The sequence below is a fragment of the Paenibacillus sp. B01 genome (genome assembly GCF_009649995.1).
GTDB classification, from domain to species: domain Bacteria; phylum Bacillota; class Bacilli; order Paenibacillales; family Paenibacillaceae; genus Paenibacillus_O; species Paenibacillus_O pasadenensis.
Genome location: NZ_CP045802.1, coordinates 4,827,501 through 4,853,963 on the forward strand (window position 1 = coordinate 4,827,501; position 26,463 = coordinate 4,853,963).

The window sequence follows — 26,463 nt, forward strand, 5'->3', positions numbered from 1 at the left end:
AGCCATGGCATCTGTTCGTCTTTACTTTCCTGAACTCAACGCTGGAATGCTTCGCCACTCCGACCGAGACCTCGCTCGTGCCCCGCCTGCTGCCAAAGCCGCTGCTGCTGAGCGGAAACTCCCTCAGCGCCTCTCTCTCGCGCAGCGCGGAGCTGGCCGGTCTGGCAGCCGCCGGCGCGATCATCGCCTGGACGGGACTCGCCGGCGCTATCCTTGTCGACGCCTCGACCTTTCTCCTCTCCGCGCTCCTTCTGCTCTTCCTAGCCGTTCCAGCTCGGCCTGACGAGGATCGCCCATCGCCCTCCCAGGACGATGCAGGCGCGAAAAAGACGGCATACTGGCAAGACTTCAAGCTCGGCCTCTCCTTCGTCCGCTCCCACTCGCTGCTGATCCTCACCTTGATGACGGGTGCGCTGCTCAACGTCGGCCTCATCCCGCACAACGTCATGGGGCCGGTCTATGTCAAAGACGTGCTGCACGCGGGACCGTCCGTCCTTAGCCTGCTCGGCGTCTGCCTGCTGACCGGCATGATCCTCAGCGGTCTGGCCATAGGCGCCTGGGGGAGCCGCTTCCGCAAAAGCTCGCTGATCGTATTCGGCTGCTTCCTATTGGGAGCCAGCCAGGGTCTATACTTCCTGCCTGCCGCGATCGAGTGGCAGCCCGCCGTCATCGTCGCGGCGCTCGCTTTCAGCAGCGGAGCCGCCATTCCTTTCATCAATACCCCGCTCTCGACGTATATGATGGAAGTGACGCCTGCCGGGATGCTAGGACGCGTCAGCTCCCTCTCTTCGATGATCTCCTCGGCGCTGCTGCCGGTCGGCGCGATCGCGGTAGGCGCGGTGGGAAGCCTCGTTCCGGTCGAGACGCTCTACCTCGGCGCCGGCTTGCTGATGGTGCTGCCTGCTTTCTTTCTGCTCACCCGCAAGAGCTTCATGAAAATATAGTATACTGGAACCTACATCCGCCTCCGGGCAGTCAGGAGTGGCCGCCATCGAAACGAAAGTGCTCAAGACGATCGAGGAAATCCGCATCTTCTCCGATCCATACCGCATGAAGATCCTGGACCAGTTCTACAAGGCCACGGAGCCGTCTACGATCAAGGAAATCGCCGACCAGCTCGGCGAGGTGCCGGCCAAGGTGTACTATCATGCCCGCAAGCTGGAGAGCATCGGCCTCCTCGAGCTGAAGGAGACGCGCCTGATCAACGGCATTACCGCGAAATATTACAAGGCGTTCGAGGGGAGCGTCCAGGTGAGGCGAGACGATGTCGACGAATCGATCCGCACCGTCTTCGCATCGGAAGCGCAGAAGCTCGTCGCCCGCATGTTCGACGCCAGCAAGCAGAAATATCTGGACAATCAAAGCTCCGGCAAGAAGCGGATCGGCACGGTGTTGAACAGCGACCTCTATCTGAACAAAGAAGAGTCCGAGGCCTTCGTCGAAATGATCCAGGACTTCATCCGCGAGCATAGCAAGCCGGCCTCTCCCGGCCAGGAAGCCCATCATTTTTTCTTTTCTTTTTCACACATCGAGGAATAGACGGCCCGGAAAGGCGTTCGCATAAACGGATGGCGCGCAGGCGGAATAGACTGTACGAACCCGTTTCTTGCAAAGGATGAGATGATGTGAGGATCGATCTGGGCTGCGGCGCGGCCAAGCATCCAGGCTGCATAGGCATCGATACGCGCGGGCTGCCGGATGTCGACTTGGTGCATGACTTCGACACGCCGCTGCCGCTGAGCGACGATTCGGTCGACTTCGCGATGCTGGCGGACAGCGCGCAATTTTCGGCGGACCCGCTCCGACTGATGAAGGAGCTTTATCGCGTCTGCCGCCATGGAGCTGTCGTATGCATCGCCGCTCCCTACGCGCATGCCTCGTCGCATCTGGCGAACCCGGCTTACCGCTCGCTTCTGAGCGAGCAGTCTCCCCGATACTGGACGTCCCACCCGGTCTGTTACGTCGATCCGGACGAATACCGCTTCTGCGCCGAGAGAAGCTGGTCGCTGCAGGGCGAGGAAGCGCCCGACCTGCGGCTCGTGCGGCTCGAGTTCTTTTATTATCCGCAATACGAAGGCATGTACGAGCCGCATGAGCTGTCCTTGCTGCGGCAGAGCCAGATGAACGTCGCCCATCACTTCATGATGCATCTGATCGTAGTGAAGCAAAGCGTATCGGAAGATGAGATGCAGTGGCTCTCCGTCCAGCCGATGGAGGAGCCGTCTTATGTGCAGGAGCTCCGCTTTCCGGTCCGCAGCGGCAGCGAGGAGCCGTTCCTGTATCCCGGACCGATGGAGCTGATGATGTCGGCTGCCGCGCCATCCGCCAAGGAAAGCGGTCAGGCGGATGTCCCGGCGGCGGAGAAGAGCAGCGAAGCGGACGGATCGGCGGAGAGCTCCGGCGAAGAGGCTGCAGGAGCGCATCCGCAACGATCCGATGCGGCCGCGGACGGCCCGGACGAGGCGCCGGGCGCTGGGGCTGAGCTCGGCTCGGGCGGGACAGACGACGCGGAGGCGGAGCTCGGCTCGGGAGAGACAGACAGCGCCGGGGCAGGGCTCGGCTCGGGAGAGGCCGCGGATCGGGCGGGAAATCTGCCTGATCGGGTGGTTGAGCCTGCCCGCCGTGGCGCTCCTCCCGCTCGGGCGAGCCGTCCGAGAGTCAAGCCTGGCGGCGGCAAGCGCACCCGCCGCTCCGCTGCCGCCAAGCCGGCTCCGAAAAAGCGCACCCGCACTCGCAACCGCGCCTCGTCCAAACGGACCTGACCTCATGCAGGCGGACTTGACCTCATGCAGGCACGGAGCCGAGCAACGCAAAAACCCTCTCCCGCTCAAGCGGGAAAGGGCTTTTGGCGTTGCGATGGAGTCGGTGTCGGGGCGGCGGATTGACTTGGCGTTCAGCCCGTCCGCCCGGCTCAAATAGATCAGCTGCGCTCCAGCAGGCGATAGAGCATCGCTGCCGTTTCCGCGCGGCTGGCCGTGCCTTGCGGCTTGAGCGCGCCGTTGTCGCCGCCGACGATGCCGGCCTGGACGAGCGCCGCCGCGCTCGCGGCTGCATACGGCGCGACGGAGCCGCTGTCGCGGAAGGCCGCCAGGCTGGAGAGCGCAGCAGGCTCAAGCGGCTCTCCGGCCAGCTCGGCCGCGCGGGCAAGGAGCGTCATCAGCTCCTGGCGGCTGACCGGCGCGAGCGGATCGAAGCGTCCGTCCTCGCGGCCTTGGGCCAGGCCCAGCAGCTTGGCGATGCGTGCCGCCTCCTCATAATAGGCTCCTGCCGGAATATCGCGGAACGATGCCTCGCCATCGGCGGAGAATTCGAACGCGCGTACGAGCAGCAGCAGCAGGTCGGCGCGGCGGACCTCAGCTCCGGGCTGGAAGCGCTGCTCGTCCACGCCTTGGACGATGCCGCGGGCTGCCAGCGCCTCGATCGCTTGCTGCGCCCAAGCATGCCGGGTCAGGTCGCGGAACTCGGCGCCGGAAAGAACGGCTGCATAGGTTCCGGATGCCCGGACATCGAACTTCACGCTGCCGCTGCCAGCGCCGGCGCCGGCGACGTAGCGGCCGCTCGGAACCGGGAGCGACCGGCTGCCGTCCAGCAGCCGCACCGCGATGCGGTGGGAGTCGGCCAGCGCCTGGCCGGCCAGCTTGGCCGGCACGGAGACGCTTGCCGCAGGATGTGATGCGGCCGGCACGACCGGCTTGCCGCCGCTGTCCAGGCTGATGCGGTAGACTGGGAGGCCTGCGGAAGCGGCTTGCTGCCCCGCCGTGAGGGCGCTGCGGTCCGCCGCATCCGCGAGAGTCAAGCGGACGTCGGCTCCGGCCAGCGCCGCTCCCTGGAGCCAGCCGGCCGGCAGCAGCAGCGTGCCGTTCGGCAGGCGCAGCTCCATGCTGGAGGCGCCGCTGCGCAGCGCTTCGGCCGGCAGGATGACCGTGTACCCTGTCGCCCCTGCCACGAATGGAACGTTGATCGTGATCTTGCCGCCCGCCGAGCCGGCCTGGTCGAGCTCGGCCTGGCTGACCGCGACGGAGGCGATGCCGGAAGCCGCGTCGAGCTTCGGCTGGCCGGAGGTCAGGCTGCCGCCGGGAGAGGCGGTCGGCGAAGCGCTTGGAGACGCGCTTGGCGCCGGCGTCGCGATCGGACCGCCGGTCGGTTCCGGCGTGGCCGTAGGTCCCGCGCTCGGCGTCGGCGATGAGCCCGGCGACTCGCTCGGCTGCGGCGACGTGCCCGGATCCGTGCTCGGCTGCGGATCAGCCGGACCGGTCACATAAGTGAACGCGGACACGAAGCTGGCGTCCATGCCGGCCTTGACGGCGACGGCGCGGATGACGACCGTGCCTTCCACCTGGATCGGACCGTCGGCGCGCCTGCCGCTCTCCGCGCTCGGCAGGCTGCCGTCCAGCGTGTAGTAGACGGCGGCATCCGCCGTTCCGCTGGCCAGCGTCACCGCTTGCGGCTTGGCGTGCTTGCCGGCCTTGAGCGAAGCTTTGGCGATGGCCGCCCGCTCCGGCTGGACGGCCGGCTCCTCGTCCGTCGGGGCGAGGCGCAGCCAGTCGAGGTTGAAGCCGTCGCCTTGGATGAGCACGGACAGCTGCTGCGGTCCGGCCGGAAGGGCGACGATGCCCGAGACCTCCCGGTACGTGCCCCAGCCTCCGGTGGACGGCAGCGAAACCGCGCCGACGGACTGGCCGTCCGCGAGCAGAGCCGCGGACACGCCGGACTGCTGCGTCGCATAGCGGTAAGTGACTTTATAACGTCCGGCCTGCGGCACGTCCACTCCATAATGGAGCTTGTTGCCGGCATTGGTATAGCCGACGTTGGCCGTGCCGGAGCTGCGGTTCGTCTCGATCGCGTTGCGGTCGGCGTCGAAATAGCTCTCCGCCTCGAGCTGCAGCGCTCCGTCCGCTCCCGCCATCTGCGGGCGCAGCGGCTCGACCGCCAGCGAGCCGACGTTGAAGCCGCCGACGTTCGCAGCGAGCCGCAGCGTCTGCTCTCCGCCAGGCAGGTCGATCGTCTTGCGCACCGTGATCCAGTTGTTGTAAATCTGCGGCACGCCGTACGTCGCCAGCACGGACTCGCCGAGCTTCAGGCTGAACGCGCCAATGCCGCCGTTTTGCGACTGCAGCTCCAGCGTCACCGTGTACCGTCCGGCCTCCGGCACGGCCAAGCGATAGTCGGCCCAGTCGCCCGCGTCCGACTCGCCGAGCTGGCGGCCGTCGGCTGAACCGCCGGCTCCCGGCTTGAAGCCGGACATCGCGGCGTAATCATCCGCCGAAGCCGTTCCCGGCACGGCGATGAGGCGCGGGTTGTCTTTCACCTGAAGTACCGGCCCGAGCTGCACCCAGTCGAGCGCGAGCGGTCCATCCGCCGCCGTCAGCCGCAGCTGCTGGGCTCCCTGGCTGAGGCGGATCGTGCCCGATGCGGTCGTCCACGCGGACGATGCCGGCAGCGCGTCGCTGTGGATCGGGCTGCCCCCGTAGACGGACCAGCTCACCGTGGCATCGGCCTCGGACTCCGTGCGGTAGCGGTACTGCAGCTGGTACAGGCCCGATTCCGGGGCGGAAACGCGGACGTTCAGCTCGCTGCCGCCGTGCAGGCTGACCGCATCCTTGGATGCGCCTGCCGGAGCCTCGAGCAGCAGCGCATGCGCCGTGCTGGAGGCCGCTTCGGCCTCGACGCGCTGCGGCAGCGCCGCTTCGCCGGCTGCAGGCTGCAGGCGCAGCTCGCGCAGCCGGTAGCCGGTGCCCGCGGCCTCAAGGCGCAGCTGCTGCTCCCCGGCCGGCAGGTCGAGCTGGACGCGGACAGCGGCGAACTCGCCGTACGTATCGCGCGTAACCGGCACATAGGCGGCCGTCGCGCCGCCGGCTTTTACCGTGACCGAGGCGTCCGCAGGCTGTCCCGCATAGCTCAGGTCGAGCGTGTAGCGGCCGGCCTTGCGCACGTTCACGCCGTAGTCGAAGGCCGCCTGGCCTTGCGCCGGGTCGGCGTTCAGGCCGTCGACGACGCCTGTCGCCGCGTCGGCCGAATACGAGCCCTCGGCCCGGTCGAAGCTTGACGCCGCGAAGCGGCCCGGGGCGGTCCGTCCGAGCTCCGGACGGGTCCAGCTGTAGGTGGCGACGGACTTGGCCGGCACGACCGCGCTGATCTGCGTGCCGTCGCTGAGCAGCTTGACCGGCTGGTCGGACGCCGTCTGGTTGATGAGCACCGCGACGATCTTTTTGCCGTCCGGACTGCGGAAGGCGACGTTGGTGACGGTGTCCTTGCTGCCGTAATTGCTGTCGATCCGCTCATAGCCCGGCAGGACGAACTTGGAGAACTGCGCCATCAAGTACGTCTCCGGCGCGAGCCAGTAGTGGTCGCGGTCTGCGGAGTCCTGGATGACCGGCGTCGGATCCGGCACGCCTGTCCACTGGTGGGCGCGGATGTCGCTGTCGAGCATGACGACCCACGAGTTGTAGCTGCGCGCCCAGTTGCGGAAGTACTGCGCGATGCGGTCCGCTCCCTGCGTGCCCCAGACGGCGCGCTCCGTCAGGTAGACGTTCTTTTCCGGGAACAGCTCCTTGAGCCTAGTCATCTCGCTCAGCTCTCCGCCATAGTCATGGAAAGCCGTGCCGTCGACAGCCGCGTAGGCGGCCGGATCGCGCAGCAGCTGCGCCGGATACGCCATCGTGTCGCCCGGGTTGTGGTCGAAGGTGAGGATCTTCACTTCGCCGAGGCCGGCGGCGTCGAGCTTCGCCCGCAGCAGCGCGGCCAGGCGGCCTTGCTGCTGCCAGCTCATCTTCGTGCTCGGATACTCGATCTCGAGCAGCGGCTCGTTCTGCATCGTCAGCATCTCGATCGGGATGCCTTCGTCGCCGTACGCCTGCACGAATTTCACCAGATAATCGGCGTAAACCGGCAGGTACGGCTCCAGCACCTCGCCCTTGATCATGCTGCCCGTCGTCTTCATCCAGCCCGGCGCGCTCCACGGCGAGCCGAAAAACTTGACGTCGGGGTTGATCGCCTGGATCTCCTGGAGCGTGGAGATGATGCCGAGGTCGCGGTCCTTCTGGATCGAGAACTTCTTGAGCTCGGGGTCGGTCTCGCCCGGCGGCAGGTCGTTGTAGGAATAGAACGGCTGTCCCGTGAAGTCCGCCGTGCCGATCGTGACGCGCACGAGGCTCATGCCGGCTCCCTTCTCCTTGTCGAACAGCTGGACGAGCAGCTCATGCCGCTTTTCCGGGGACATCTTCATCAGATTGCCGACGGTCGATTCCTCCATGGAGGAGCCGATGCCGAAAATGGACTGATAGGCGGTGTCCGCATCGAGCTCGATGACCTCGCCTGCCGCCTCGTTCGGCTTCACGACGTCAAGCGGGGCTTGCGGGGCCAGCTTGCTGTCGCCTTCCTGCCAGCGCGGGGCGTAGTACCAGCGGATGTCGCCCGGATCGCGCTCGCGGCTGATCCAGCTCTGCACCGCGTCCTCCTGCACGATCTCCGGCTCGATCGGCGTGCCCGGGCCGCCCGGCTCCTCCGTGCAAACCACCGTCGTCGGCGACGGCGCGTCGCCCGTGCGGGTCAGCTTCACCCAGTTGAGGTTGAAGCTGCCGCCGAGGAACGAGAGGCGCAGCTTCTGCTTGCAAGGTCCGCCCGGAAGCTCGATATCCTTGGCCTTGGCCGAGCCCCAGTCCTGGTAGCTGGCGATGCGCGGCAGCGGAATCGTCGCGCTCGCCTGCTTGTTGCCGTCGACGATCCGGAGGCCGGAGCTGTCTCCCCAGCTGGCGTAGCGGACCTCGACGTCATACAGGCCGCCTTCGAGCTCGACCTCGTGCTCGGTCCAGTCGCCATCGTCGATGTAGCCGATGTTGTCGCCGCCGCCCGCATCCTGCGTCTTTTCCGTCTGGATGCCGGACTGGGCGACGAACGATTCCGCCTCGATCTGCACATAGCCCGGATTTTCCGGCGTCTCCGGCTGCGGAGCTTCCGGCAGCGGCGGAGTCGCCTGGTTCTTTTGAAGACCATAGCCGGTCTGGAAAAGGAATTCCTCCGCTCCCGGATCCGGCTTGGCGTAAGCGCTCAGCTCGAACGGCCAGCGGATCGGCAGCTTGCCCTCGAACTCGCGCTCTCCGAGCAGCACGTCGGCTACGCCCGCGCCTTCCGTGCCGGGCAGCCAGGCCGCGACGAGGCCCTGCACCTGGTCCAGCTGCTTCGCGACCGTCATCGGACGCCCGCTGACGAGCACGAGCACGACCGGAAGATCCGGATTCGCCGCGCGGATGTTGTCCAGCGTCGCCTGGTCTTCCGTGTCCAGATCGAGGCTCGAGGCGTCGCCGCTGCCTTCCGCGTACGGCTTCTCGCCGAGCACGACGATCGCGGCGTCCTTGCCGGCCGCGCCGCGGCCGTGCTCGTTGAACGTCACCGTCGCGCCGGCTGCCTTGGCGGCCGCCTGCAGCCCCTCGAGGATCGTCGTGCCGGGCGTGATCGCGCCGGCCGAGCCCTGCCAGGTGATCGACCAGCCGCCCGACTGGCGGCCGATGTCGTTGGCGTTCTTGCCGGCGACGAGCAGATTTTTCATCGTCGGCAGCAGCGACAGGATCGGCGCCTCGACGCCGTCCGCCCCGCGCACGGGATCGTTCTTGAGCAGCACGAGCGAGCGGGATACGGCCTCGCGCGCCACGGCGCGGCTCGCCTGCGAGCCGAACGCCTGCTGCATGTCGCGGTCGCCGTAAGGCTGCTCGAACACGCCGGAGCGGAATTTCACCGTCAGGATGCGCGTGACGGCGTCGTCGATGCGGGACATCGGCACGGCGCCTTCTTCGGCAAGCGCTTTCAGATCGGCGTAGACCTGCTTCCATTTATCCGGCTCCATGATCATGTCGACGCCGGCGTTGACCGCCGTGCGCACCTGGGCCTTCAGCCCGCTGACCGCGTTGCCGGCCGAGTCCCGCGTGATCTGATCGATGGCGTTGTAGTCGGAGATGACGAAGCCCTTGAAGCCGAGCTCGCCCTTGAGCTTGTCCTGCAGCAGCCGCTCGTTGGCGTGCATCTTGAGCCCCTGGATGCTGTGGTAGGAAGCCATGACCGTGCCGACGCCGGCCTTGACGGCCGCTTCGTAGACCGGCTTTTCCAGCTTCCAGATGTCTTCCTCGCTGTAAGCAGTGACGTTGCCCTGGTTGACGCCGCCTGCCGTATAGCCCTCTCCCACGAAATGCTTGGCCGTAGCGACGACATGCTCGCGGTCGGCGAGCTGCTCCGGCTTCTCGCCCTGCAGCCCCCTGATGTACGCCGCGCCGAGCTTGGCCGCCAGCTCCGGACTGTCCCCGAAGCCTTCGTAGGTGCGGCCCCAGCGGATATCCTGCACGACGGCGAGCGCCGGCGCGAACGTCCAGTTGATGCCCGTGGCGCGGATCTCGGCCGCGGCCGCTTCGCCGACCCGCTCGGCCAGCTCCTCGCTGCCCGCTGCCGCCAGCCCGATGTTATGCGGGAACAGCGTCGCTCCCTTCACGTTGTTGTGGCCGTGCACCGCATCGACGCCATAGAGCAGCGGGATGCCCAGACGCGTCGACAGAGCGCCGTTCTGGTAGCTCTCGTACAGCTCCGTCCAGTTCTCCAGCGTGCTGTCGGCCTGCTTGCCGTTCGGGAACGAGCCGCCGCCGCTCAGCACGGAGCCGAGATGATAGGTCCGCACGTCCTCCGGCGTCACCGAGGCGCGCTCCGCTTGCACCATCTGGCCGACCTTTTCCTCGACCGTCATGCGGGCGAGCAGATCCTCGGTCCGTTTCTCCGGCGTCAGCGCCGGGTTGTAATAAGCGGGCAGCGTTCCGGCTTCGGGCGCCGCCGACGTCGCTGCCGGCAGCATGCCTGCGGCCAGCGCCGCGGCCGTCAGCGCGGACAGCCAGCGCTTCGCCTTGCCTTTTCTCGCTTCCGGCGGTCTGGCGCGGCCGCCTCCGGATCCGCGCTGCTGCGCAGAAGGGATACTCGGTTTCATCACTGCATGAAGCCTCCTCTGTAAATGTAATCGATACCAAGACCGAGCATGCGGAGGCGCGTTCCTGTAATCGTTTACAGAAACGCAGGTCGAGAGTCGTGCTGCCTGCGCCGTGATGCCGCTCCCATGCCAGCGATCGCAAGCCCAGTATAGGACAAGGAACAGCCGAAGGGGAATGCCCCTCCGGCACATCCTTGAAAAAACAAACGTCAAACCTGAAGTAATACCCGGTCGCTGCCGTCGAAGCGGACTAATTCGAGCTCCGCCTGGCTGGCGAGGGAGCCGGCAGCGCGGCCAGCGGCCGCAGCCGCTCCGGCGCAGGCGCAGGAAGTTTTGGCGATGGCAGCATGGGCGCGGAATGTGGCGGCGCGGAGTGCGGCGACGCGGAGTGCGGCGACGCGGAGTGCGGCGACGCGGAGTGCGGCGACGCGGAGTGCGGCGACGCGGAGTGCGGCGGCGCGGAGTGCGGTGGCGCGGAGTGCGGCGACGCGGAGTGCGGCGACGCGGAGTGCGGCGACGCGGAGTGCGGCGACGCGGAGTGCGGCGGCGCGGAGTGCGGCGACGCGGAGTGCGGCGGCGCGGGCAGCCGATAGGCCGGGGCGGTAAATTCGTCCTGGCCGATCCGCGCCCACTCCGCGCTGACTGCATACCGCTGGCCAGAGGTGAACGCGAAGCCGGCAGGCAGCCGGAAGCGCGGCGCTTGGCGGGCGGACGCGAGCTGCGTGCCCGGGATATACGTCGCTTCGAGCGTCTGGCCGCGCTCGGGCGAGATCTGCACGGTCAGCCCGTCGAGCGGCGGCACGATTTGATAGTATCGGCCTTCGAACACATTGTCGGCGCTGAGCTCGAAGCCGCTCCCGGCAAACTCCGGCCGTACCGCCTCCGTCACCCTGCCCACGTCTACCACCGCATCGCCGAGCGATGCCGCGAGCTCGACCGTATCGTAGGCGCAGGCCACGGCGCGGCGGAAAAAGATCCGGTCGACGCCGGCGCGGAAGCCGAGCTTGTCGCCGCCCCGGAACGCGCAGGCGTAGCGCTTGCCCGGCTGCTGAAGGCTCGTCGGCACGATGTAGGAAGCGCGGGAGCCGTTTTTCAGGCGCGGGCATCCCGTCACCTGCAAGCCGCCGCTGAGCTTGAGGTAAGCCGGAGCTGCCTCCAGCTCCTCCGGCGCGAGCGGCTTGCTGAAGCTGAGCTGCAGCGACACCGGGCTGAGCGCCTCGGCGCCGACCAGCTGCTTGGGAATGTATTTGGGCGGCTTTTCGGCCTTGACCTTGTTCCTGCGGTTCACGAGACGGCCTAATAGCGAACGCTCCATGCTCGTGGAATGATGCCAGCCGTCCGCCGGCTGTCCGTCCGTTTCGATGTCGCTCTGCACGCCTCTCCCACCTGCCCCGGTTGAAGTGGATTCTGCCCTACTTTATGCCGATCGGCTTGGGCAAGGTGAAGGACGACGAGCGCTGCGCCTCGCGAGACGTTTTGGGGACGCACGCATGCCGTCGGCCTGGTGGAAGCTCGGGCTGAAAATCAAAAATCCAAGGCACAAAACTGCCTTGGATTCGTAGATTCGGCCCGAAATCAAACATCCAAGGCACAATTCTGCCTTGGATCCACCAGATTCGGCCCGAAACCAAACATCCAAGGCACAATTCTGCCTTGGATCCACCAGATTCGGCCCGAAATCAAACATCCAAGGCACAATTCTGCCTTGGATCCACCAGATTCGGCCCGAAACCAAACATCCAAGGCACAATTCTGCCTTGGATCCACCAGATTCGGCCCGAAATCAAACATCCAAGGCACAATTCTGCCTTGGATCCACCAGATTCGGCCCGAAATCAAACATCCAAGGCACAATTCTGCCTTGGATTCATAGCGCGACCTCTACTCGAACGCCGCGCTCCGAGCGTCGTCGGCGATGCTTTGCACCGTCTCCGCCGAAATCGTGAGCAGCGGGTAATCGTCGCCCGTCTCCTGACGCTTCAGCGCGCGCTCCTTGAAGTAGCGCGGGCTGCCCTCGCCCATCTCCTCGTCGTAAAAGAGCAGCATGGCGTCGCTCTTGCGCACGAGCAAGCTGTCACGGGCGGTCAGCTGCCAGACGCCTTCGTACGACTGCTTGCTGACGCTGGCATGATGGTCCACCTGGCGCAGCAGCTCCTCGTAGTACAGCTTGCGGTCGTCCTTCCACTTCTCGTCGACGTTCGCGTACGCGGTCAGGATCGACACCTTGAGCTGCGGATAGTCCCGCTTCAGCTCCAGCGCCGCCTCCACCGCCCACAGGTCGAAGCCGTAGCCGCCCGGGGACAGCAGCCACTCCAGGCCGTCCTCCAGCAGCGGCACGAGCCGGCTCGTCGCCGCCGCCTTGATGTACGGAATCGCCTCATGCTTCTGGTTGAAAATATTCAGCTCATGCGCCCGGTACCCGGTCGCGAGCAGATTCACGATGCCGCCCATGCGCAGCGCCTCCTTCATCCCGGCCTGCCCGGGCCTTCATGGATTGCCTGCCGCCTGCTGATCGCCCGCCTGCCCGGGCCTTCAATTGATTCCTTGCCGCCTGCTGATCCTCGGCGGACCGAAGTCCGCATCCAAGCCCTGCAGCGGCTAATCGCCGGCGGCCTCGAGCAGCAGATCCGGCGTCTCGCCGGCCGGCAGCTCCTGCACCTTGCGCAGCTTGCGCTCGATCGCGCGCGAGCGCACCGAGGCGGCGTCGATCGAGTTGCTCGCCTCCTGCAGCTTCTTCTGCGTCTTGTCGAGCAGGTCGCCGAACTTGCCGAACTCCGTCTTCACCGCGCCGAGCACCTGCCATACCTCGCTCGAGCGCTGCTGGATCGCCAGCGTCTGGAAGCCCATCTGCAGGCTGTTGAGCAGCGCCGTGAGCGTCGTCGGACCGGCGATGACGACCCGGTGCTCCCGCTGCACGTATTCCCACAAGCCCGGCCTCCGCAGCACCTCCGCAAACAGGCCCTCCACCGGCAGGAACATGATGCCGAAGTCGGTCGTGTTCGGCGGATCGAGGTACTTGGCCTGGATGCTCTTGGCTTCGGCCTTGATGCGGGCGTCCAGCAGCCTCGAGCACTCGGCCGCGGCCGCATGGTCGTCGGCGTCAAGCGCGTCGAGCAGCCGCTGATAGTCCTCGATCGGGAACTTGGAGTCGATCGGCAAGTACAGCCACTGCTTGGGGTTGTGCTTGTCCGGGATGCGCACCGCGAATTCGACGCGCTCGCTGCTGCCGCGCCGCGTGGCGGCGTTGCGCTCGTACTGCTCGACGGTCAGCGTCTGCTCCAGCAGGTTGCCGAGCTGGATCTCGCCGAGCGTGCCGCGCGTCTTGACGTTCGTCAGCACCTTGCGCAGGTCGCCGACGCCGCTCGCCAGATTCTTCATCTCGCCGAGCCCCTGATGCACGAGCTCCAGCCGGTCGCTGACGAGCTTGAACGACTCGCCGAGCCGCTGCTCCAGCGTCGCATGCAGCTTCTCGTCCACGGTCGCGCGCATCTGCTCGAGCCTGCGTCCGTTGTCCTCCTGCAGCAGGCGCAGCTTCTCCTCCACCGTGCCGCGCACGAGCTCCAGCTTGGTCTCGCTCACCCGGGTCAGCTCCGAGAGCCGCTCGGAAAAATGATCCAGCAAATGCTTCTGCTGCTGGGCCATGTCGTTCATGTTGGCCATGAGCATGCGGTTCGTCGCGTTCAGAGCCGCCGCCAGCTCCTCGCGGCTCTGCCGCGCCGAGGCGGACGCCTCCTGGCGCGCCTGCGCGGCCTGCTCCGAGCTCTCCCGGCGCAGCTCCGCCCGCAGCCGCTCCAGCTCCGCGCGCAGCTCGCGGATCAGGGCATCCTGTCCGCCCCGGCCGCTGCCGGGACGCCGGAGCAGCAGCAAGCCGACGCCGGCCAGCACGAGCAGCTGCAGCCCCATGATGAGGAACGTATTCGTATCCATCGGTCCGACCTACCTTCTTTTGTCAGCCGCGCCGGAAGGCGCTCAGCTGGACTTGCGGGCGAAATAATCCTGAAGCCCCTCGGCGATCGCCTTGGCCGCGGCTTTTTGATAAGACGCCGTGCGGGCTTCCTTCTCATCCTTGGCGTTGCTGAGGAAGCCGAGCTCGACGAGGACGGACGGCAGCCGGTTCTCCCGCAGCACATGGTAGTCGCCGAAGGCGATGCCGTTGCTGCGCAGGCTCAGTCCTTGCAGCCGCCCCTCCACCGCATGCGCGAGCGGGGCGTCCTTGCTTTTGGAATAATAGAAGACCAGCGTTCCCGACGCCTGGTTTTTGGCGGAATTGTAGTGCACGCTCACGAATGCGTCCGCCTCCGCGTCGGCGGCGGTCTTCACCCGTTCCGGCAGCGCCGGCTTCTCGCCGTCCTTGGTGCGCGTCATGACGACGCGCGCGCCGAGCGAGCGCAGCTCCTCCGCCAGCAGCTTGGACGTGCTCAGCGTCAGATCCTTCTCCTCGGTGCCATGGGTCGTGCCGATCATGCCGGGGTCGTTGCCTCCGTGGCCCGGATCGACGGCGATCAGCTTGCCCTGCAGGCTGCCGCGGGAAGAGCCCGTCGCCGGACCGAGCCCGCCGCCGGAGCTGACGGCCACGCTCCCCCCGATGTACTGGCTGCTCATCCACGCCGTCTGGCCGCTCTCGGTCGTGACGCGAGTCCAGCTGCCTTCTTGCTTGAGGATCTTGACGCGGTCGCCGGTCGTCACGCTGCCGACTACATCGTAGCCGGTTCCCGGTCCGCTGCGCAGCCGCACGCCGCTGCCGGCGACGGACTTCCAGCCGCTGTCCTTGGCGGCGGAAGCCGTCGTCACAGACGAGCCGGAGCCGGAAGCGCTGGCGGAGCCGGACGACGCCACCAGGAAGTGCGCGGCCGCCCAGCCCTTCAGCCCGCCGCCGCTCAGCTTCGCCCAGCCGTATTTCTCCTCGGTCACTTGTACGACCGTGCCCTGCTTCAAGTATCCCTTCACGGCGGAGCCGCTGTCGGCGTCCTCGCGCACGGCGAGCGACTTGGTGCCGACCTTGTAGCTCGCGCCCGCCGCCGTCGCCTCGCCGGCCGTCCAGGCCGGAAGCGCCAGCAGAAGCGCGATCAGCAGCATCGTCAGCCTGCAAATCATTCGGCTCCCCCTTTCAACGGACCGTCCCGCACCTCGATGACCGCTTCCCGCTCCGCCTCGTCGTAGACGAGATGAAGCTCCTTGGCGTCGAGATACCACAGCTGGTCCTCCTCCATGAAAAAGACCAGTCCTTCCTGCTCCTTCCGCAAGCCCGGGGATCGCGACTCGTCCTTCATGATGCCGAGCGACAGTCCCGGCTGCACGCTGCCGCAGCCTCCGAGCCGCACGAAGACGCGCAGCTGCTCTCCATCCTCCAGGCCCAGCTCCCGCTTATACCAGCGAGCCGCTTCCGGCTCTACGACCAGCTTCATGCTCCCGTGCTCCTTCCTTACCGCGCGGGGACTTGCTTCCCGTTTGCCCGGCTTTCACTCTACTAGTATTTGCTAGATTCGATGATAGTATAACAAAGGCGGACTTGCTAGAGCCAGCCGAAAGGGCGTTCCATGAATAAACTCTCATCGAAATGCGCGGGGAGGAAAACCGTTCGCCCCTCTCGCAGGTCTAATGATGAGGAGCCCCGGCCAGACGGCCAAGGGGCCGCCGAACGGGGAATCCCGGATAAGGAGCGCTTATGATTCCATTAGAGCCTGAATCGAAGAGGATGCTGGCGAGACGGGCGGCCGCCGGCGACGAGGAAGCGTTCCTCGAGCTGATGGATGCCGAGCGGCATCGGCTGCGGCGCATCGCCTCGGCCTGCCTGTCCGGCGAGCACGACGTGCTCGAGGCCGTGCAGGAAACGGCATGCCGGGCCTGGCTCAAGCGCCGCGAGCTGCGCCAGCCGGACTATATGGGCACCTGGCTCGTGCGCATCCTGCTGCGCGTCTGCGCCGACGAGCTGAAGCGCAGCCGCAGGCAGCCGCCCAGCGCGGAGGCGGCGGAGCTGCTGGAACGGCGAGGCCGGGAGGCCGCCCCCCTCGCCGATGAAGCAGGGGAAGCCGACCTGCGGCTCGATCTGGCGGCGGTGGTCGATGCGCTGGAGCCGCCGTATCGGGATGTCGTACGCATGAAGTACCACCGGGACATGACGCTGACCGAGATCGCCCGCGCGCTGGAGAAGCCGCCGGGCACGGTGAAGACGTGGCTGCACAAGGCGCTCGGCCAGATGCGCGGACAGCTGCGGAAGGGAGAGGAGGGCAAGCATGGAGGATGAACGTAAGGTTCCTGGACGCAAAGGGGAAGAAGGCCCGGCGGACGGGCATGAGCCTGCGGAGGCGGGAGCCTCGTCCGCCGGCGGGCGGGAGAGCGGGCGGACGACTGGAGCGGAGCCGTCGGAGCTCGCGACCGACGCGCGGTTGAGCGAAGCCGAGCATGCGGAACGAGCGGCGGATGCGCGGTTGAGCGAAGCCGAGCCGTCGGAGCTCGTGGCAGACGGGCGGTTGAGCGATGCCGAGCATGCGGAGCTCGCGGCGGACGAGCGGCTGCGAGCGGCGATCCGGGCTGGGCTGGAGCGCGGCAAGCGCCGCTCGCGGCCGAGGCGGAGACGCAGGCTCGGCCTAGGCTTGGCTGCCGCGCTCATTTCGCTGCTGGCGCTGACGGCCGGCGCGGCTAAGGTCAGTCCGGCGTTTGCCGATGCGCTGCGCAGCGTGCCTAGCCTTTCCGGCTTCCTGCGGCTGATCGGGGAGAATCCCGCCCTGCTCAGCTCGATCGATCGCGATCTGCTGCAGATTGTCGGCCGCACCGCGGAAAAGGACGGCAAATGGCTGACCGTCGAGGCGCTCGTCGCCGACGAGCGGCGGCTGGTCGTTTTTTACCGGACGAACTTGCAAGAGTTCGAATCCGTCCCTCTTCGTCTGAGCATGCTGGACGGGCAAGGCCAGGTTCTGTCTGCCGGGTATTCATCGGGCTATACGCCGCCATCTTCCGAATCGGAAGGCTCGGAAGACAGCAAGCCGGACATGATCGACGTGCAGATGAGTCCGGGCGAGCGCCTCCCGGAGCAGGTCTTGCTGCGTGTCAATCAAGCCGGAGTCATGCTGGAGGTGCCGCTCGACATCGATCTTAACAAGTCAGCCGGGCTCGTTCGCGAGTTTCCTCTGAACCGGACGCTCGAGATCGAAGGCCAGAAGCTGATCGTCGTCTCGGCCCGCCAGACGCCGCTGCAGCTCGAACTGAAGCTGCGCAAGGATCCCGCCAATACGATGGAGATCCAAGGCTTGCTGAATCTTCGCTTGACGGATGAATCCGGGCGCGAGTGGCGCAGCACCGGCGGCTTTTTAGGCGACGAGCCGGTCTTGTTCTTTAAGAACGGCTACTTTCAGAAGCCGAAGCGGCTGACGCTGCAGGCCGACGGCTTCTACCTGTTCGCCAAGGGGCAGCAGATCGTCGTCGACACGGAAAAGCGCATCATGCTGGAAGCGCCGGATGATCGGCTCTCGATGACAGCGCCGGATACGTCCCTCCTTCAGGGACAGCTCGACGTGTCCAACGTGCTCGCCTTCCGCCTGACCGGCCTCGACGAGCGGGACAGCCTGTACGCCTACAGCCTCCTCGTCTCCAGCACATTTACGGATGGATCCGGAACGAAGCGGGAGGCTGGGACGGGACGGATGATCCTCCACACCAATCCGACCGAAGGACAGACGATCTTCGTGGAGCTTCCCGAGGAGAAGCTTCCGCAGCCGCTCACCTTCGACGTGACCAGCTATCCGGGCTACGCGCTGCGCCCGATCGAGGTCGAGATGCTGCCGGACTGATCGGTCGACAGCCGAAAAAAGCAAGCATGCTGGAAGCGAGAAACCCGCCGGATCGATGTCCGGCGGGTCTTTTGCGCTGCTCTTGGCGGGGGAAATTGCCGAGCGCATCCAAGCCCTTTTTCGCCCCTCGATTCGCCCCGGCTATTGAAGCCGTCGACCCATTGCGTCAAAACCGCCCTGCATCCGCGGGAAGAGACTGCACCCGCCGCAAATAAGCGGCCATGCGCTCGTCCTCCTCTGCCGGATAGCGGCAGCCGAGACGGGCGGCCACTTGTTCTCCCGAGCGCCGGAACAGGCGGACGGCCGCGAACAGCGCTTCCCAGACTTCCTCTTCGCTGCCCCCAGGAAATGTCTGCATCAGCCCTTCCCACTCGTCCTCCTCCAGCCACCGCCGGATCCGCTTGCGGTTCTTGCCGACGCTGACGGAGAACCCCGTCCGATAGCCGGCCTGCCACTCCAGCATCTGCAGCAGCATCGGCCGCAGGATGCCGTTCAGATGATCCATCGCATACAGGATCTCCCGCCTCCACAGTCCTTTGGCGACGTAGGTCGAGACCATCCAGAACTCATTGCGGCAATCATGGAAATAAGCCTCGCTCGGAGCGCTGACCCGGTAGTCCTCATCCGTCGAAGGCGGCACCTCCGGCAGCAGGCCGTCCTTGTCCAGCAGCACCTTCAGCAGCTTGTCCTCCGCCGCGTAGGCTGACGCCTCTTCCATCGGAATGAGCGTCAGGTCGAGCTTGTTGCCGTCCTCGAACAGGATCAGGTACGAGAAGCGGCGCCCCAGCTCGGCCGGGAACAGTTCCATCGCCTCCGGCGTCTGAAGCCAGAGCCGCGAGCCGAAGCGGTCGATCCAGTCCGGATCGGCTTGGAACGAATCCATATCCGAGACGAGATAGGAAATATCATAGTCTTGAAACAGATCCGGCGCGGCGTTCGGATCGGTGCGCGAGCCTTCCAGCGTGACAGCTCGAATCCGCTCGTCCTCCCGAGCCGTCGCCAGAAAAAGCTCCATCATGTCCGTCTCGCTCCGCATTCCAGCTCCTCCTTCACAAAATCTCGTAATAGGAAGCGGCCCGCTCGAGCATCGCCCGCTCGTCTCTTTCAGCGGCCCCGAGGCGGCCTTCGCCGGTCCAGACCGGCCGCTCCTTCGGCCGCTCCGGCCGCGTCAACCGCTCCCGCAGCTCGAGCAGCGCGCCCAGCACGAGCCTGCGGCGCGGCTCTCCCCAGCCGCTCCCGCGCTCCTGCACCGCGCGCATAGCCTGCTCCGGCGTCATCCGCCGCAGCGGCTGCAGGCAGCACGCCCAGCGCACGAGATCGAATGGCTGCCCGCACCGGGCTACCTCCGCCTCGCTCCAGCCGCTGCAGGCGCCGCAGCTGAGCTGCAGCACGGCGCATCGGCATGATGAGCCTTTTTCCACCCGATCGACGACGTACAGCCTCATCCCGTTCAGCGCTTCTTCTCCCATCGTTCCCGATCCTCTCTGCTCGACTCTTCGATGTCCTTAGCGTAATCCATAGAGAGGTAAAAAGAGGGTAGAAGAATCGCCGACCCCCGTTAAAAAGGTCTAAACAGGGTCCGGCGCGCACGTCCGCTCGCCTGCCATGGCTCACACCTTCAAGCCGTCCCGCACGAGCGCGATCAGCTCCGGCAGATGATCGGGATGGGCGGCGATCAGATACGGCTCCGCGTTCATCCCCTCGAAAGGCTCGCCGTCGAAATCGACGACCGCCGCTCCCGCCTCGCGGGCGAGCAGCAGTCCGGCGTACAGATCGTCGCCCTCCGAATTGTACAGCACCATCGCGTCCAGATCGCCGCGCGCGAGCATGCACCACTGCAGCGCCGGCGCCCATAGGCGCAGGACGCGCTTGAAGCTGCCCTCGAGCCGGGCTTTGAGCGCGAGCACCCGCTCGTCCTTGCCGACGGCATGTCCCTGGATCCAGCCGACGGTCATGCGCGGCACGGAAGGACAGCGGCGGATCGAGAGCGGAGCTCCGTCGACGAAGGCTCCCTTTCCCTGCTCCGCCACATACAGCCGATCCAGATGGGAGTCGCAAATGACGCCGAGCAGCGGCTCGCGCCGGTAAAGCAGCGTGATCGAGACGCCGTATACCGGCAAGCCGATCGCATAGTTGTTCGTCCCGTCGAGCGGATCGACGAGCCACAGCCAGTCGCCCGGCGCTCCGTGCCAGCCTGTCTCCTCGCTGCGGATCTCATGGTCCGGGAATGCCGCGCGGATATGCGCCAGGATGATCTCCTCGGCCAGCGTATCGGCGACGGTGACGAGATCGCCGCTGTCGCCCTTGTCCTGCACCTGCTTGTCCCGCGTGAAATAATCCCGCGCCAGCGCCGCCGCCTCGCGCGCGGCGAGCTCGGCCACCTCCCTGGCCCGGGCCAGCACCGCCTGATGCTCCGTCATGGCGTCTCCCTCCTGCCCGCGGATCGCGGCTCGATGGCGGCCAGCCAGTCGGCGAGATCCGCCTGCTGCGCGGCCGCCCATGCCCGGAACGTCAGCTCCGCAGGCCAGTCGGCGGCTCCCATCGCCTTGAGGCAGCCCCAATCGAGCACGTTCTGATGCAGCAGATGCACGCCGAGGCGGCTGCCCAGCCCTCGCTCGTCCTCCATTCCCTCCGCATAGGCCCGCAGGAAGCACGCCGCCAGGTCCTGCCGGCCGCGCCCGCGGTAATAGACGAGCAGCTTGGCCAGATCGGCCAGCGGATCGCCGAAGTAGGCGTTCGTCAGGTCGAACAGGCCGCTGACTGCGAGGCGGCTGGCGTCGGCCGGACGGCTCGACAGCAGGAAGTTGCCCGGCTTGAAGTCGCCCATGCACAAGGCCGCTTGGCCGAGCTCGGCGAAATCGGGCTGCGCTTGCCGCAGCCTCTCCTCGGTCCATGCCGTGTCCTCGGCGCCGATGGCGGAAAACCGCGCCGCATCATGCAGCCAGTAGAGGATGCGCTCGAAGAGCCAGCCGTAGTAGCCGCCCTCGAACGGGACGATCCTGCGTGAAATCGGATCGTACTCGCCGTACACCGGCTCCTTCCAGCGATGGATCTCGTGCAGCGCCTCGGCGGCCGCTTCCGCTCCGGCGAAGCCTCCCTCGTCCGCCAGATCGCCAAGATGCCGGCCGGGCAGGCACGGCATGATCGCGTAGCTCCAGCCGAACAGATCCGTCCGTTCGTCCACGATATAAGGAATCGGGAGCGGCAGCCTCGTCCGCGAGGCCAGCTGCTCGGTGAACCAGCGCTCCTCCTCCAGATGTCCGGGATAGAGCGGGTTTCCTTTGAGGATGAACGCTCCCGTACTCGTCTCGATGCGCAGCGTCTGGCTCATCGCGCCCTGGCCGGTCCGGCTCCAGGCGAGCAGGCGGCCGAGCCCGTGGCGGTCCAGCATGCGCTGCAGCTGCTCGTCGCTCGTCTCGCCTACGCGAGGCGAGGAAAAAATGATCTTGGTCGTCATGGCGGCTCCTTCCCTGCACCCGTCGGTGCTGGCGTATCCTTCCATGATGAGGGACGGCTAGGAATTCGGCAAGATGAAGAAGCGCCTGAACAAGCGGAAAAGCCCGCTCTCCCGCAACGAGGCGGGAGAACGGGCTCGAATGCTTACTTCCAATACCGGCGGCTGGCGCAATGCTCGCGGTACAGCTCGTAGCTCTCGTCGAGCTTGACGAGCTCGACGCAGCGGCCCGTCCGGGGCGAGTGGATCATCCGCCCGCCGCCTGCGTAGATGCCGACGTGATGGATGCGGCCCTTGCCCTCCTCGTAGGCGAAAAACAGCAGGTCGCCCGGCGTCAGCTCCTCCCGCTCCACAGGCAGCCCGCCGAGCGCCTGGTCCGACGCATCGCGGGGAATGACGAAGCCGGCGGCGCGGTGCATCGCATAAGCGAGCCCGGAGCAGTCGTAGCCGAAGGAGGAGATGCCGCCCCACAGATAGGGGAGGCCCAGGTAGCGCTTGGCCTGCTCCACGATGACGCGTCCGGCATGGCGGCCTTCTCCGACGAGCGCCGACGTCTCCCGCGGCTCGCGCAGGCGGATGTCGCTGCGGCGCAGCCATCCTCCGCCTCCTTGAGGCAAAGCGACCTCGGCCCAATCTCCCCGCTCCGAGAGGACCGGCAGCTCCGTGAGGAAGCTCAGCTCGATCCACGGCTGCGGCTCGCAGGCGGCCTCAGGCTCCGCGGCTTCTGACGCTGCCGCGCCGGCTCCGCCGCTTGCGGCAGGAGCGGACGGAGCGATGTCGGCCGCCGCCCCGAGCGGCGCGCTGCCGAGATGCAGCCAGGCGCTCTCGGCCGTCACGACCGCGATCGGCGCCGGCCCGCCCCGCTCCGGCTCGCCTGCGGCGCCGTCGAAAACGAGCTGCGCGAGCGGCATCCATCCCGGATAGCCATCCGGCTCCTTGGCTGTCGCCTGGCTGGGCGCGTGGATGCGCGCCCAGCCGTCCTTTTCCTCCGCGACGAGCACCCGCTCGCCGAGCAGCAGCTGCGTCTGCAGCCGATTGCCCTCGCACAGGTCAAGCCGCTGCTCGAAGTCCATGCTGCCGATCCAGCCCCTCACATCCGCCGGGGACGCCAGTGCCGGCGCGTCCTGCTCCCGCGCATGCGCCGGGCTCGTCCATACGCCGGCCACGCTGACCGCCACGCGCGCTTCCTTTCCGCTCGCCTGCTCCATGCCGCCATGCCTCCTTCAAGGATTGAATTCGCCATGCCTATGCCTTGCCGATAAGCTTCGTTCTACTTTCTTCGCCGGCGGTCTACGATCCTTTGCGCCAAAGCAAAAACCTTCAGCAGCAAGCCGCTCTCGCCGGTCGTCCTTTAAGGATGCACCTCCCGGCATGAGAATGCAGGCGGCGCGGATCTTGTAAAAAACCAGAGCCAGATTCACCTTGGAATCTGGCTCTGGCTTTTTTGAAAACCTCGCCCTACGAAACCGCCGCGCCCGCTCCCGGACGGATGCGCACGCCGCGGATGCCGAGGCCGGGCGCGTCGGGGAACGTCATCACGCGGCCGTCGTAGCGCACGCCGCCGTCGACGATGTCGCTGCCGATGAGCAGCGGCGCGTCGAAGTCGAAGCGCGTGATGTTCTTCTTGCTCGCCGCCAGATGCGCCGCCGCCGTGACGGCGACGCGCGACTCGATCATGCTGCCGACCATGCACTCGACGCCGTACTGCTCGGCGAGCGCGTTGATCTGCTGCGCCTTGTAGATGCCGCCCGCCTTCATCAGCTTGATGTTGATGAGGTCGGCCGCCCGCAGCTGCAGCACGCGCAGCGCCTCCGCCGGCGAAAAGACGCTCTCGTCCGCCATGATCGGCGTCTGCACGGCGTCGGTGACGGCCTTCAGCCCTTCGACGTCATGCGCCCGCACCGGCTGCTCGACAAGCTCGAGATTCAGCCCGAGATCCTCCATGCGCCGGATGGCGCGCACCGCCTCCTTGACGCTCCAGCCCTGGTTGGCGTCGAGCCGGATGCGCACGTCCGGGCCGACGCGCGCCCGGATCTCCTCGATCCGCCGCACGTCGAGCTCCGCCGCGTCCTTGCCGACCTTGATCTTGAGCACGTCGAACCCGCCGCGCACGCTCGCCTCCGCATCGCGCGCCATCTCCTCCGGCTCGCCGACGCTGACCGTGAAGTCGGTCTCCAGCCGGTCCTTGTAACCGCCGAGGAACTGATACAGCGGCAAGCCGCAGTGCTGGGCGACGAGATCGTAGATCGCCATGTCGAGCGCGGCCTTGGCGCTCGGACTGCCGACCATCGCGCCGTGCACCGTCTGCAGCAGCCGCTCGTAGCCGAGCAGGCTCTGCCCGATCAGCGGCGGGGCGAGCGTATGCTCGATCGCCGCCTGGATGCTCTCCAGGCTGTCGCCGGTGATGACGACGGTGGACGGAGCCTCGCCCCAGCCGATCCGCCCGTCCTGGTCGCGGACGCGCACGATGATCGACTCCGCCTCGCGCACGGTGCGCAGCGCTGTGCGAAACGGCCTCGCCATCGGGGTCGACTGGCGCATCGCCTTGATGCTCTCTATGTTCATGCCGGATGTCCTCCTCTGCCTAGGGGGGCGTGTCTGCACGCAATCACGCCCTAGCCTCTCTCGCTGTCTGCCGCCGATCCGCTGGCCGCCTCGTCCTCTGCCCAGCCCGACTCCGCAAAGTCCAGCCGGCGCTCCGCCGTGCTCAGCCGCGCCTCCACGCCGAGCGGCACGGCCAGCTGAGGCGAGCCGTGGCCGATGCGGAATCCCGCGAGCGCCGGCTTGCCCGCCGCGCCGAGATGCTCCTGCAGCACCTCGTCCAGCGAGAGCGACGCCTTGCGCTTGGCCGGGCCGCAGTTGTGGAAGTCGCCGACGACGATGCCTGCGGCATCGTCCAGCTTGCCCGCCTGCCGCAGCTGCATGAGCATGCGGTCGACCCGGTACGGCTCCTCGTCGATATCCTCAAGCAGCAGCAGCCGGCCGCGCGTGTCGAGCTCATAGCGCGTGCCGAGCGTGCTCACGATCAGCGTCAGGTTGCCGCCGACGACCGGGCCGCTCGCCTCGCCCGGCACGATCGGCCGCAGCGGCCCGTGCTCCTCGCCGAGCTGCGGCCGCCGCGGAGCGAGCAGCTGCCGGTACGCCTCCAGCGTGACCGGATGCGGCCGCGCATGGTCGAAGCCGCCGCTGCCGGCCGGCTGCTCCTGCAGGTCGATCATCATCGGCCCGTGGAACGTGACCAGTCCGGCGAGCCGTCCAATCGCCGCATGCAGGAAGGTGATGTCGCTGTAGCCCCAGAACGCCTTGGGATGAGCGCGGATGACGCCGTAGTCGAGCCGGTCGGCGATGCGCGCCGTGCCGTAGCCGCCGCGGGCGCAGACGATGCCGGAGATCGACGGATCGGCGAACATCTCCATCAGCTCGTCCGCGCGCTCCTCGTCGCTGCCGGCGAGATAGCCTCGGCGCAGCGACACGGTGCGGCCGAGCCGCACTCGCAGGCCGAGCCGCTCGAGCTGCCGCGAGGCGGCCTCGATCTGCGCCGGATCGCCGGGGCTGGCGAGCGCGGGGATGCCGACGGTGTCGCCCGGCTTCAGCGCGGGAGGCCGCAGCATCATTTCAGCTCCGCCCACTTGAAGTCGATGAAGCCGAACGCATGGCGCACGACGCCGGACAGCTTGTCGCTCTCCAGATTGACGCTGTTATAGTAGTAGAGCGGCAGGATCGGCGCGTCGTCCATCAGGATCTTCTCCGCCTCGTGCATCATCTCGTAGCGCTGCTTCTCGTCGGCCTGCTCGTACGCGCCCTGGATCAGCTCGTCGAACTTGTCGTTTTTCCAGCCGGTGCGGCTGAACGGATTGTCGGACTGGAAGCCGTCGAGGAAGTTGATCGGGTCGGCGAAGTCCGGCAGGAACGAGGAGCGGGACAGCTGCAGCTGCAGCGCCTTCTGCTCGGCCGTCATCACCTTGCTCTCCTTGCTCTCGAGCTTGACTTCGACGCCGAGATTGTCCTTGAACATCGCCTGCAGCGCCTGCGCGACCTTCTGGTTCACGTCGTTGGTGCTGTACGTCAGCGTGATCGGCGGCAGCGCCGAGTAGCCGGCTTCCTTCATGCCCGCCGCGAGCAGCTCCTTGGCCTTGGCCGCGTCGAAGCCGATCAGGTCGCCGCCGACGTCGCGGAAGTCGCCGCCGGCCGCATCCTCGAGACCCGGCGAGACGAAGCCGACAGCCGGCTTATGCTTCTGGCGCAGGACGAGATCGACGAGCTGCTGGCGGTCGACCGCGGCGACGAACGCCTGGCGGATGCTCTTGTTGGTGAACGGCTCCATCGTCGTGTTGAAGCGGTAGAACGCGGTGCCGGCGGATTCCTCGACCTTGACCTTGCCGTCCGCGAACAGCTGGTCGGCCATGTCGGCCGGGATGCTGCCGGTCGTGTCGAGCTCGCCGGTCGTGAACAGCTGATAGGCCGTATTCGTATCGTTGACCATCTTGTACGTGACGCCGCCGAGCTTCACCGTGCCGGCATCCCAGTAGTCCTTGTTCTTGACCATCTTGAGCTCTTCCTCATGCTTCCACTCCGTAATCGTGAACGGACCGTTGCTGACGATCGTCGACGCTTCGCCCGCCCACTGGGCGTTGCCTTCCACCGTCGCCTGATGCACGGGGAAAAACGCCGGGCTGGCCGTCATCTGCACGAGCCAGGCCGCCGGATGGCGCAGCGTGACCTCGAGCGTCTTGTCGTCCTTCGCCTTGATGCCGACGGCGTCGGCGGAGCCTTTGCCGGAGTTGTAGTCCTCCGCGCCGACGATCGGGTAGGCGAGGAACGCCGCGTCGGATGCCGTCTCGGGATTCAAAAGCCGCTTCCAGGCGAACTCGAAGTCCGACGCCTTGACGGGATCGCCGTTCGACCATTTCACCCCGTCGCGCAGCGTGAACGTATAGACGAGGCCGTCGTCCGACACCTTCCACTCCGCGGCCATCGCCGGCTCCGGCTTGTCGTCCTTGCCGAGACGCGCCAGCCCCTCGAACGCGTTGTTGACGATGTCGTAGGAGATCTGGTCGAAGCCGATCGGCGGATCGAGCGACGTCGGCTCCTTGCCGTTGTTGTAGCGCAGGATCTTGCCTGCCGCCTCTCCTTCTCCGGCCTCTCCGTTCGACGAGTCATTGCCGCATGCCGCCAGCACGCCTCCCGCCAGCATGACGCTCATCAGCAGCATCGAAAGCTTCTTCATCTTCATTTGATCGCTCTCCCCTTTGAAAAATGAATTG

At 66.7% G+C, this 26,463-nt stretch carries 19 protein-coding genes (1 of these 19 cut by a window edge); 5 read left to right on the plus strand and 14 right to left on the minus strand.

The features are described 5' to 3' along the window. The 3 genes from GE073_RS20755 to GE073_RS20765 form a co-directional block, all read left to right on the plus strand. Positions 1 to 944 carry the 3' portion of an MFS transporter gene (locus tag GE073_RS20755; RefSeq protein WP_153784220.1) on the plus strand. It extends 343 nt beyond the left edge of the window, so the window shows 944 of its 1,287 coding nt (coding positions 344-1,287); its start codon lies beyond the left edge, outside the window; the stop codon is at positions 942 to 944. A 37-nt stretch (positions 945 to 981) separates the two neighbouring features. Beyond that, entirely contained in the window at positions 982 to 1,539 is a 558-nt protein-coding gene (locus GE073_RS20760; RefSeq protein ID WP_228551682.1) for an ArsR/SmtB family transcription factor, read from the plus strand. 86 nt (positions 1,540 to 1,625) lie between these two features. Continuing rightward, on the plus strand, positions 1,626 to 2,762 hold the full coding sequence (locus tag GE073_RS20765; RefSeq protein ID WP_153784221.1) for a methyltransferase domain-containing protein: 1,137 nt from the start codon (positions 1,626 to 1,628) through the stop codon (positions 2,760 to 2,762). A gap of 158 nt (positions 2,763 to 2,920) precedes the next feature. Here the strand turns inward: GE073_RS20765 and GE073_RS20770 are convergent, their stop codons facing one another. The 6 genes from GE073_RS20770 to GE073_RS20795 all read right to left on the minus strand — a co-directional run bounded on the left by GE073_RS20770 (position 2,921) and on the right by GE073_RS20795 (position 15,363). Continuing rightward, positions 2,921 to 9,958, minus strand: a complete 7,038-nt coding sequence (locus GE073_RS20770; protein WP_153784222.1) for a glycoside hydrolase family 3 N-terminal domain-containing protein — start codon at positions 9,956 to 9,958, stop codon at positions 2,921 to 2,923. A gap of 250 nt (positions 9,959 to 10,208) precedes the next feature. Further along, the gene (locus tag GE073_RS20775; protein WP_028598823.1) at positions 10,209 to 11,333 is read right to left on the minus strand and encodes a hypothetical protein; all 1,125 of its coding nucleotides are present in this window, start codon (positions 11,331 to 11,333) and stop codon (positions 10,209 to 10,211) included. A gap of 506 nt (positions 11,334 to 11,839) precedes the next feature. Further along, positions 11,840 to 12,409 carry an SLOG family protein gene (locus GE073_RS20780; protein WP_416362097.1) on the minus strand — a complete coding sequence of 190 codons (570 nt, stop codon included), beginning with the start codon at positions 12,407 to 12,409 and terminating at the stop codon, positions 11,840 to 11,842. A 147-nt stretch (positions 12,410 to 12,556) separates the two neighbouring features. Further along, positions 12,557 to 13,885, minus strand: coding sequence for a DNA recombination protein RmuC (gene rmuC / locus GE073_RS20785; protein ID WP_228551683.1), 1,329 nt, complete (start codon positions 13,883 to 13,885; stop codon positions 12,557 to 12,559). A gap of 42 nt (positions 13,886 to 13,927) precedes the next feature. Continuing rightward, a complete protein-coding gene (locus tag GE073_RS20790) occupies positions 13,928 to 15,052 on the minus strand; it encodes an N-acetylmuramoyl-L-alanine amidase family protein (protein WP_153784223.1) in 1,125 nt (374 codons plus the stop codon). Further along, positions 15,049 to 15,363 (minus strand): HesB/YadR/YfhF family protein, encoded by a 315-nt coding sequence (locus tag GE073_RS20795; RefSeq protein ID WP_153784224.1) that lies wholly within the window; start codon positions 15,361 to 15,363, stop codon positions 15,049 to 15,051. The genes GE073_RS20790 and GE073_RS20795 overlap by 4 nt, the downstream gene beginning before the upstream one ends. Positions 15,364 to 15,623: 260 nt before the next feature. On the opposite strand from GE073_RS20795, the gene GE073_RS20800 reads away from it, so the two are divergent. Next, positions 15,624 to 16,202: a sigma-70 family RNA polymerase sigma factor gene (locus tag GE073_RS20800; protein ID WP_228551686.1), complete on the plus strand. Its 579-nt coding sequence runs from the start codon at positions 15,624 to 15,626 to the stop codon at positions 16,200 to 16,202. Beyond that, complete coding sequence (locus GE073_RS20805; RefSeq protein ID WP_153784226.1) at positions 16,192 to 17,745, plus strand: DUF4179 domain-containing protein; 1,554 nt, start codon at positions 16,192 to 16,194, stop codon at positions 17,743 to 17,745. The genes GE073_RS20800 and GE073_RS20805 overlap by 11 nt, the downstream gene beginning before the upstream one ends. Positions 17,746 to 17,911: 166 nt before the next feature. Here the strand turns inward: GE073_RS20805 and GE073_RS20810 are convergent, their stop codons facing one another. The 8 genes from GE073_RS20810 to GE073_RS20845 form a co-directional block, all read right to left on the minus strand. Continuing rightward, positions 17,912 to 18,781, minus strand: coding sequence for an aminoglycoside 6-adenylyltransferase (locus GE073_RS20810; protein WP_028598816.1), 870 nt, complete (start codon positions 18,779 to 18,781; stop codon positions 17,912 to 17,914). 13 nt (positions 18,782 to 18,794) lie between these two features. After that, the gene (locus tag GE073_RS20815; protein ID WP_153784227.1) at positions 18,795 to 19,214 is read right to left on the minus strand and encodes a hypothetical protein; all 420 of its coding nucleotides are present in this window, start codon (positions 19,212 to 19,214) and stop codon (positions 18,795 to 18,797) included. Positions 19,215 to 19,355: 141 nt separating this feature from the next. Continuing rightward, positions 19,356 to 20,165: an inositol monophosphatase family protein gene (locus GE073_RS20820; protein ID WP_153784228.1), complete on the minus strand. Its 810-nt coding sequence runs from the start codon at positions 20,163 to 20,165 to the stop codon at positions 19,356 to 19,358. Beyond that, positions 20,162 to 21,202, minus strand: coding sequence for a phosphotransferase family protein (locus tag GE073_RS20825; RefSeq protein ID WP_194843428.1), 1,041 nt, complete (start codon positions 21,200 to 21,202; stop codon positions 20,162 to 20,164). Before GE073_RS20825 ends, GE073_RS20820 begins: the two co-directional genes overlap by 4 nt. Before the next feature lie 143 nt (positions 21,203 to 21,345). Then, positions 21,346 to 22,407: a C40 family peptidase gene (locus tag GE073_RS20830; protein ID WP_194843429.1), complete on the minus strand. Its 1,062-nt coding sequence runs from the start codon at positions 22,405 to 22,407 to the stop codon at positions 21,346 to 21,348. 250 nt (positions 22,408 to 22,657) lie between these two features. Next, positions 22,658 to 23,764 (minus strand): dipeptide epimerase, encoded by a 1,107-nt coding sequence (locus tag GE073_RS20835; protein WP_028598811.1) that lies wholly within the window; start codon positions 23,762 to 23,764, stop codon positions 22,658 to 22,660. A 50-nt stretch (positions 23,765 to 23,814) separates the two neighbouring features. Further along, a complete protein-coding gene (locus GE073_RS20840) occupies positions 23,815 to 24,813 on the minus strand; it encodes a S66 peptidase family protein (protein ID WP_153784230.1) in 999 nt (332 codons plus the stop codon). After that, entirely contained in the window at positions 24,810 to 26,426 is a 1,617-nt protein-coding gene (locus tag GE073_RS20845; protein WP_028598810.1) for a peptide ABC transporter substrate-binding protein, read from the minus strand. The genes GE073_RS20840 and GE073_RS20845 overlap by 4 nt, the downstream gene beginning before the upstream one ends. Between the last annotated feature and the right edge of the window lie 37 nt (positions 26,427 to 26,463).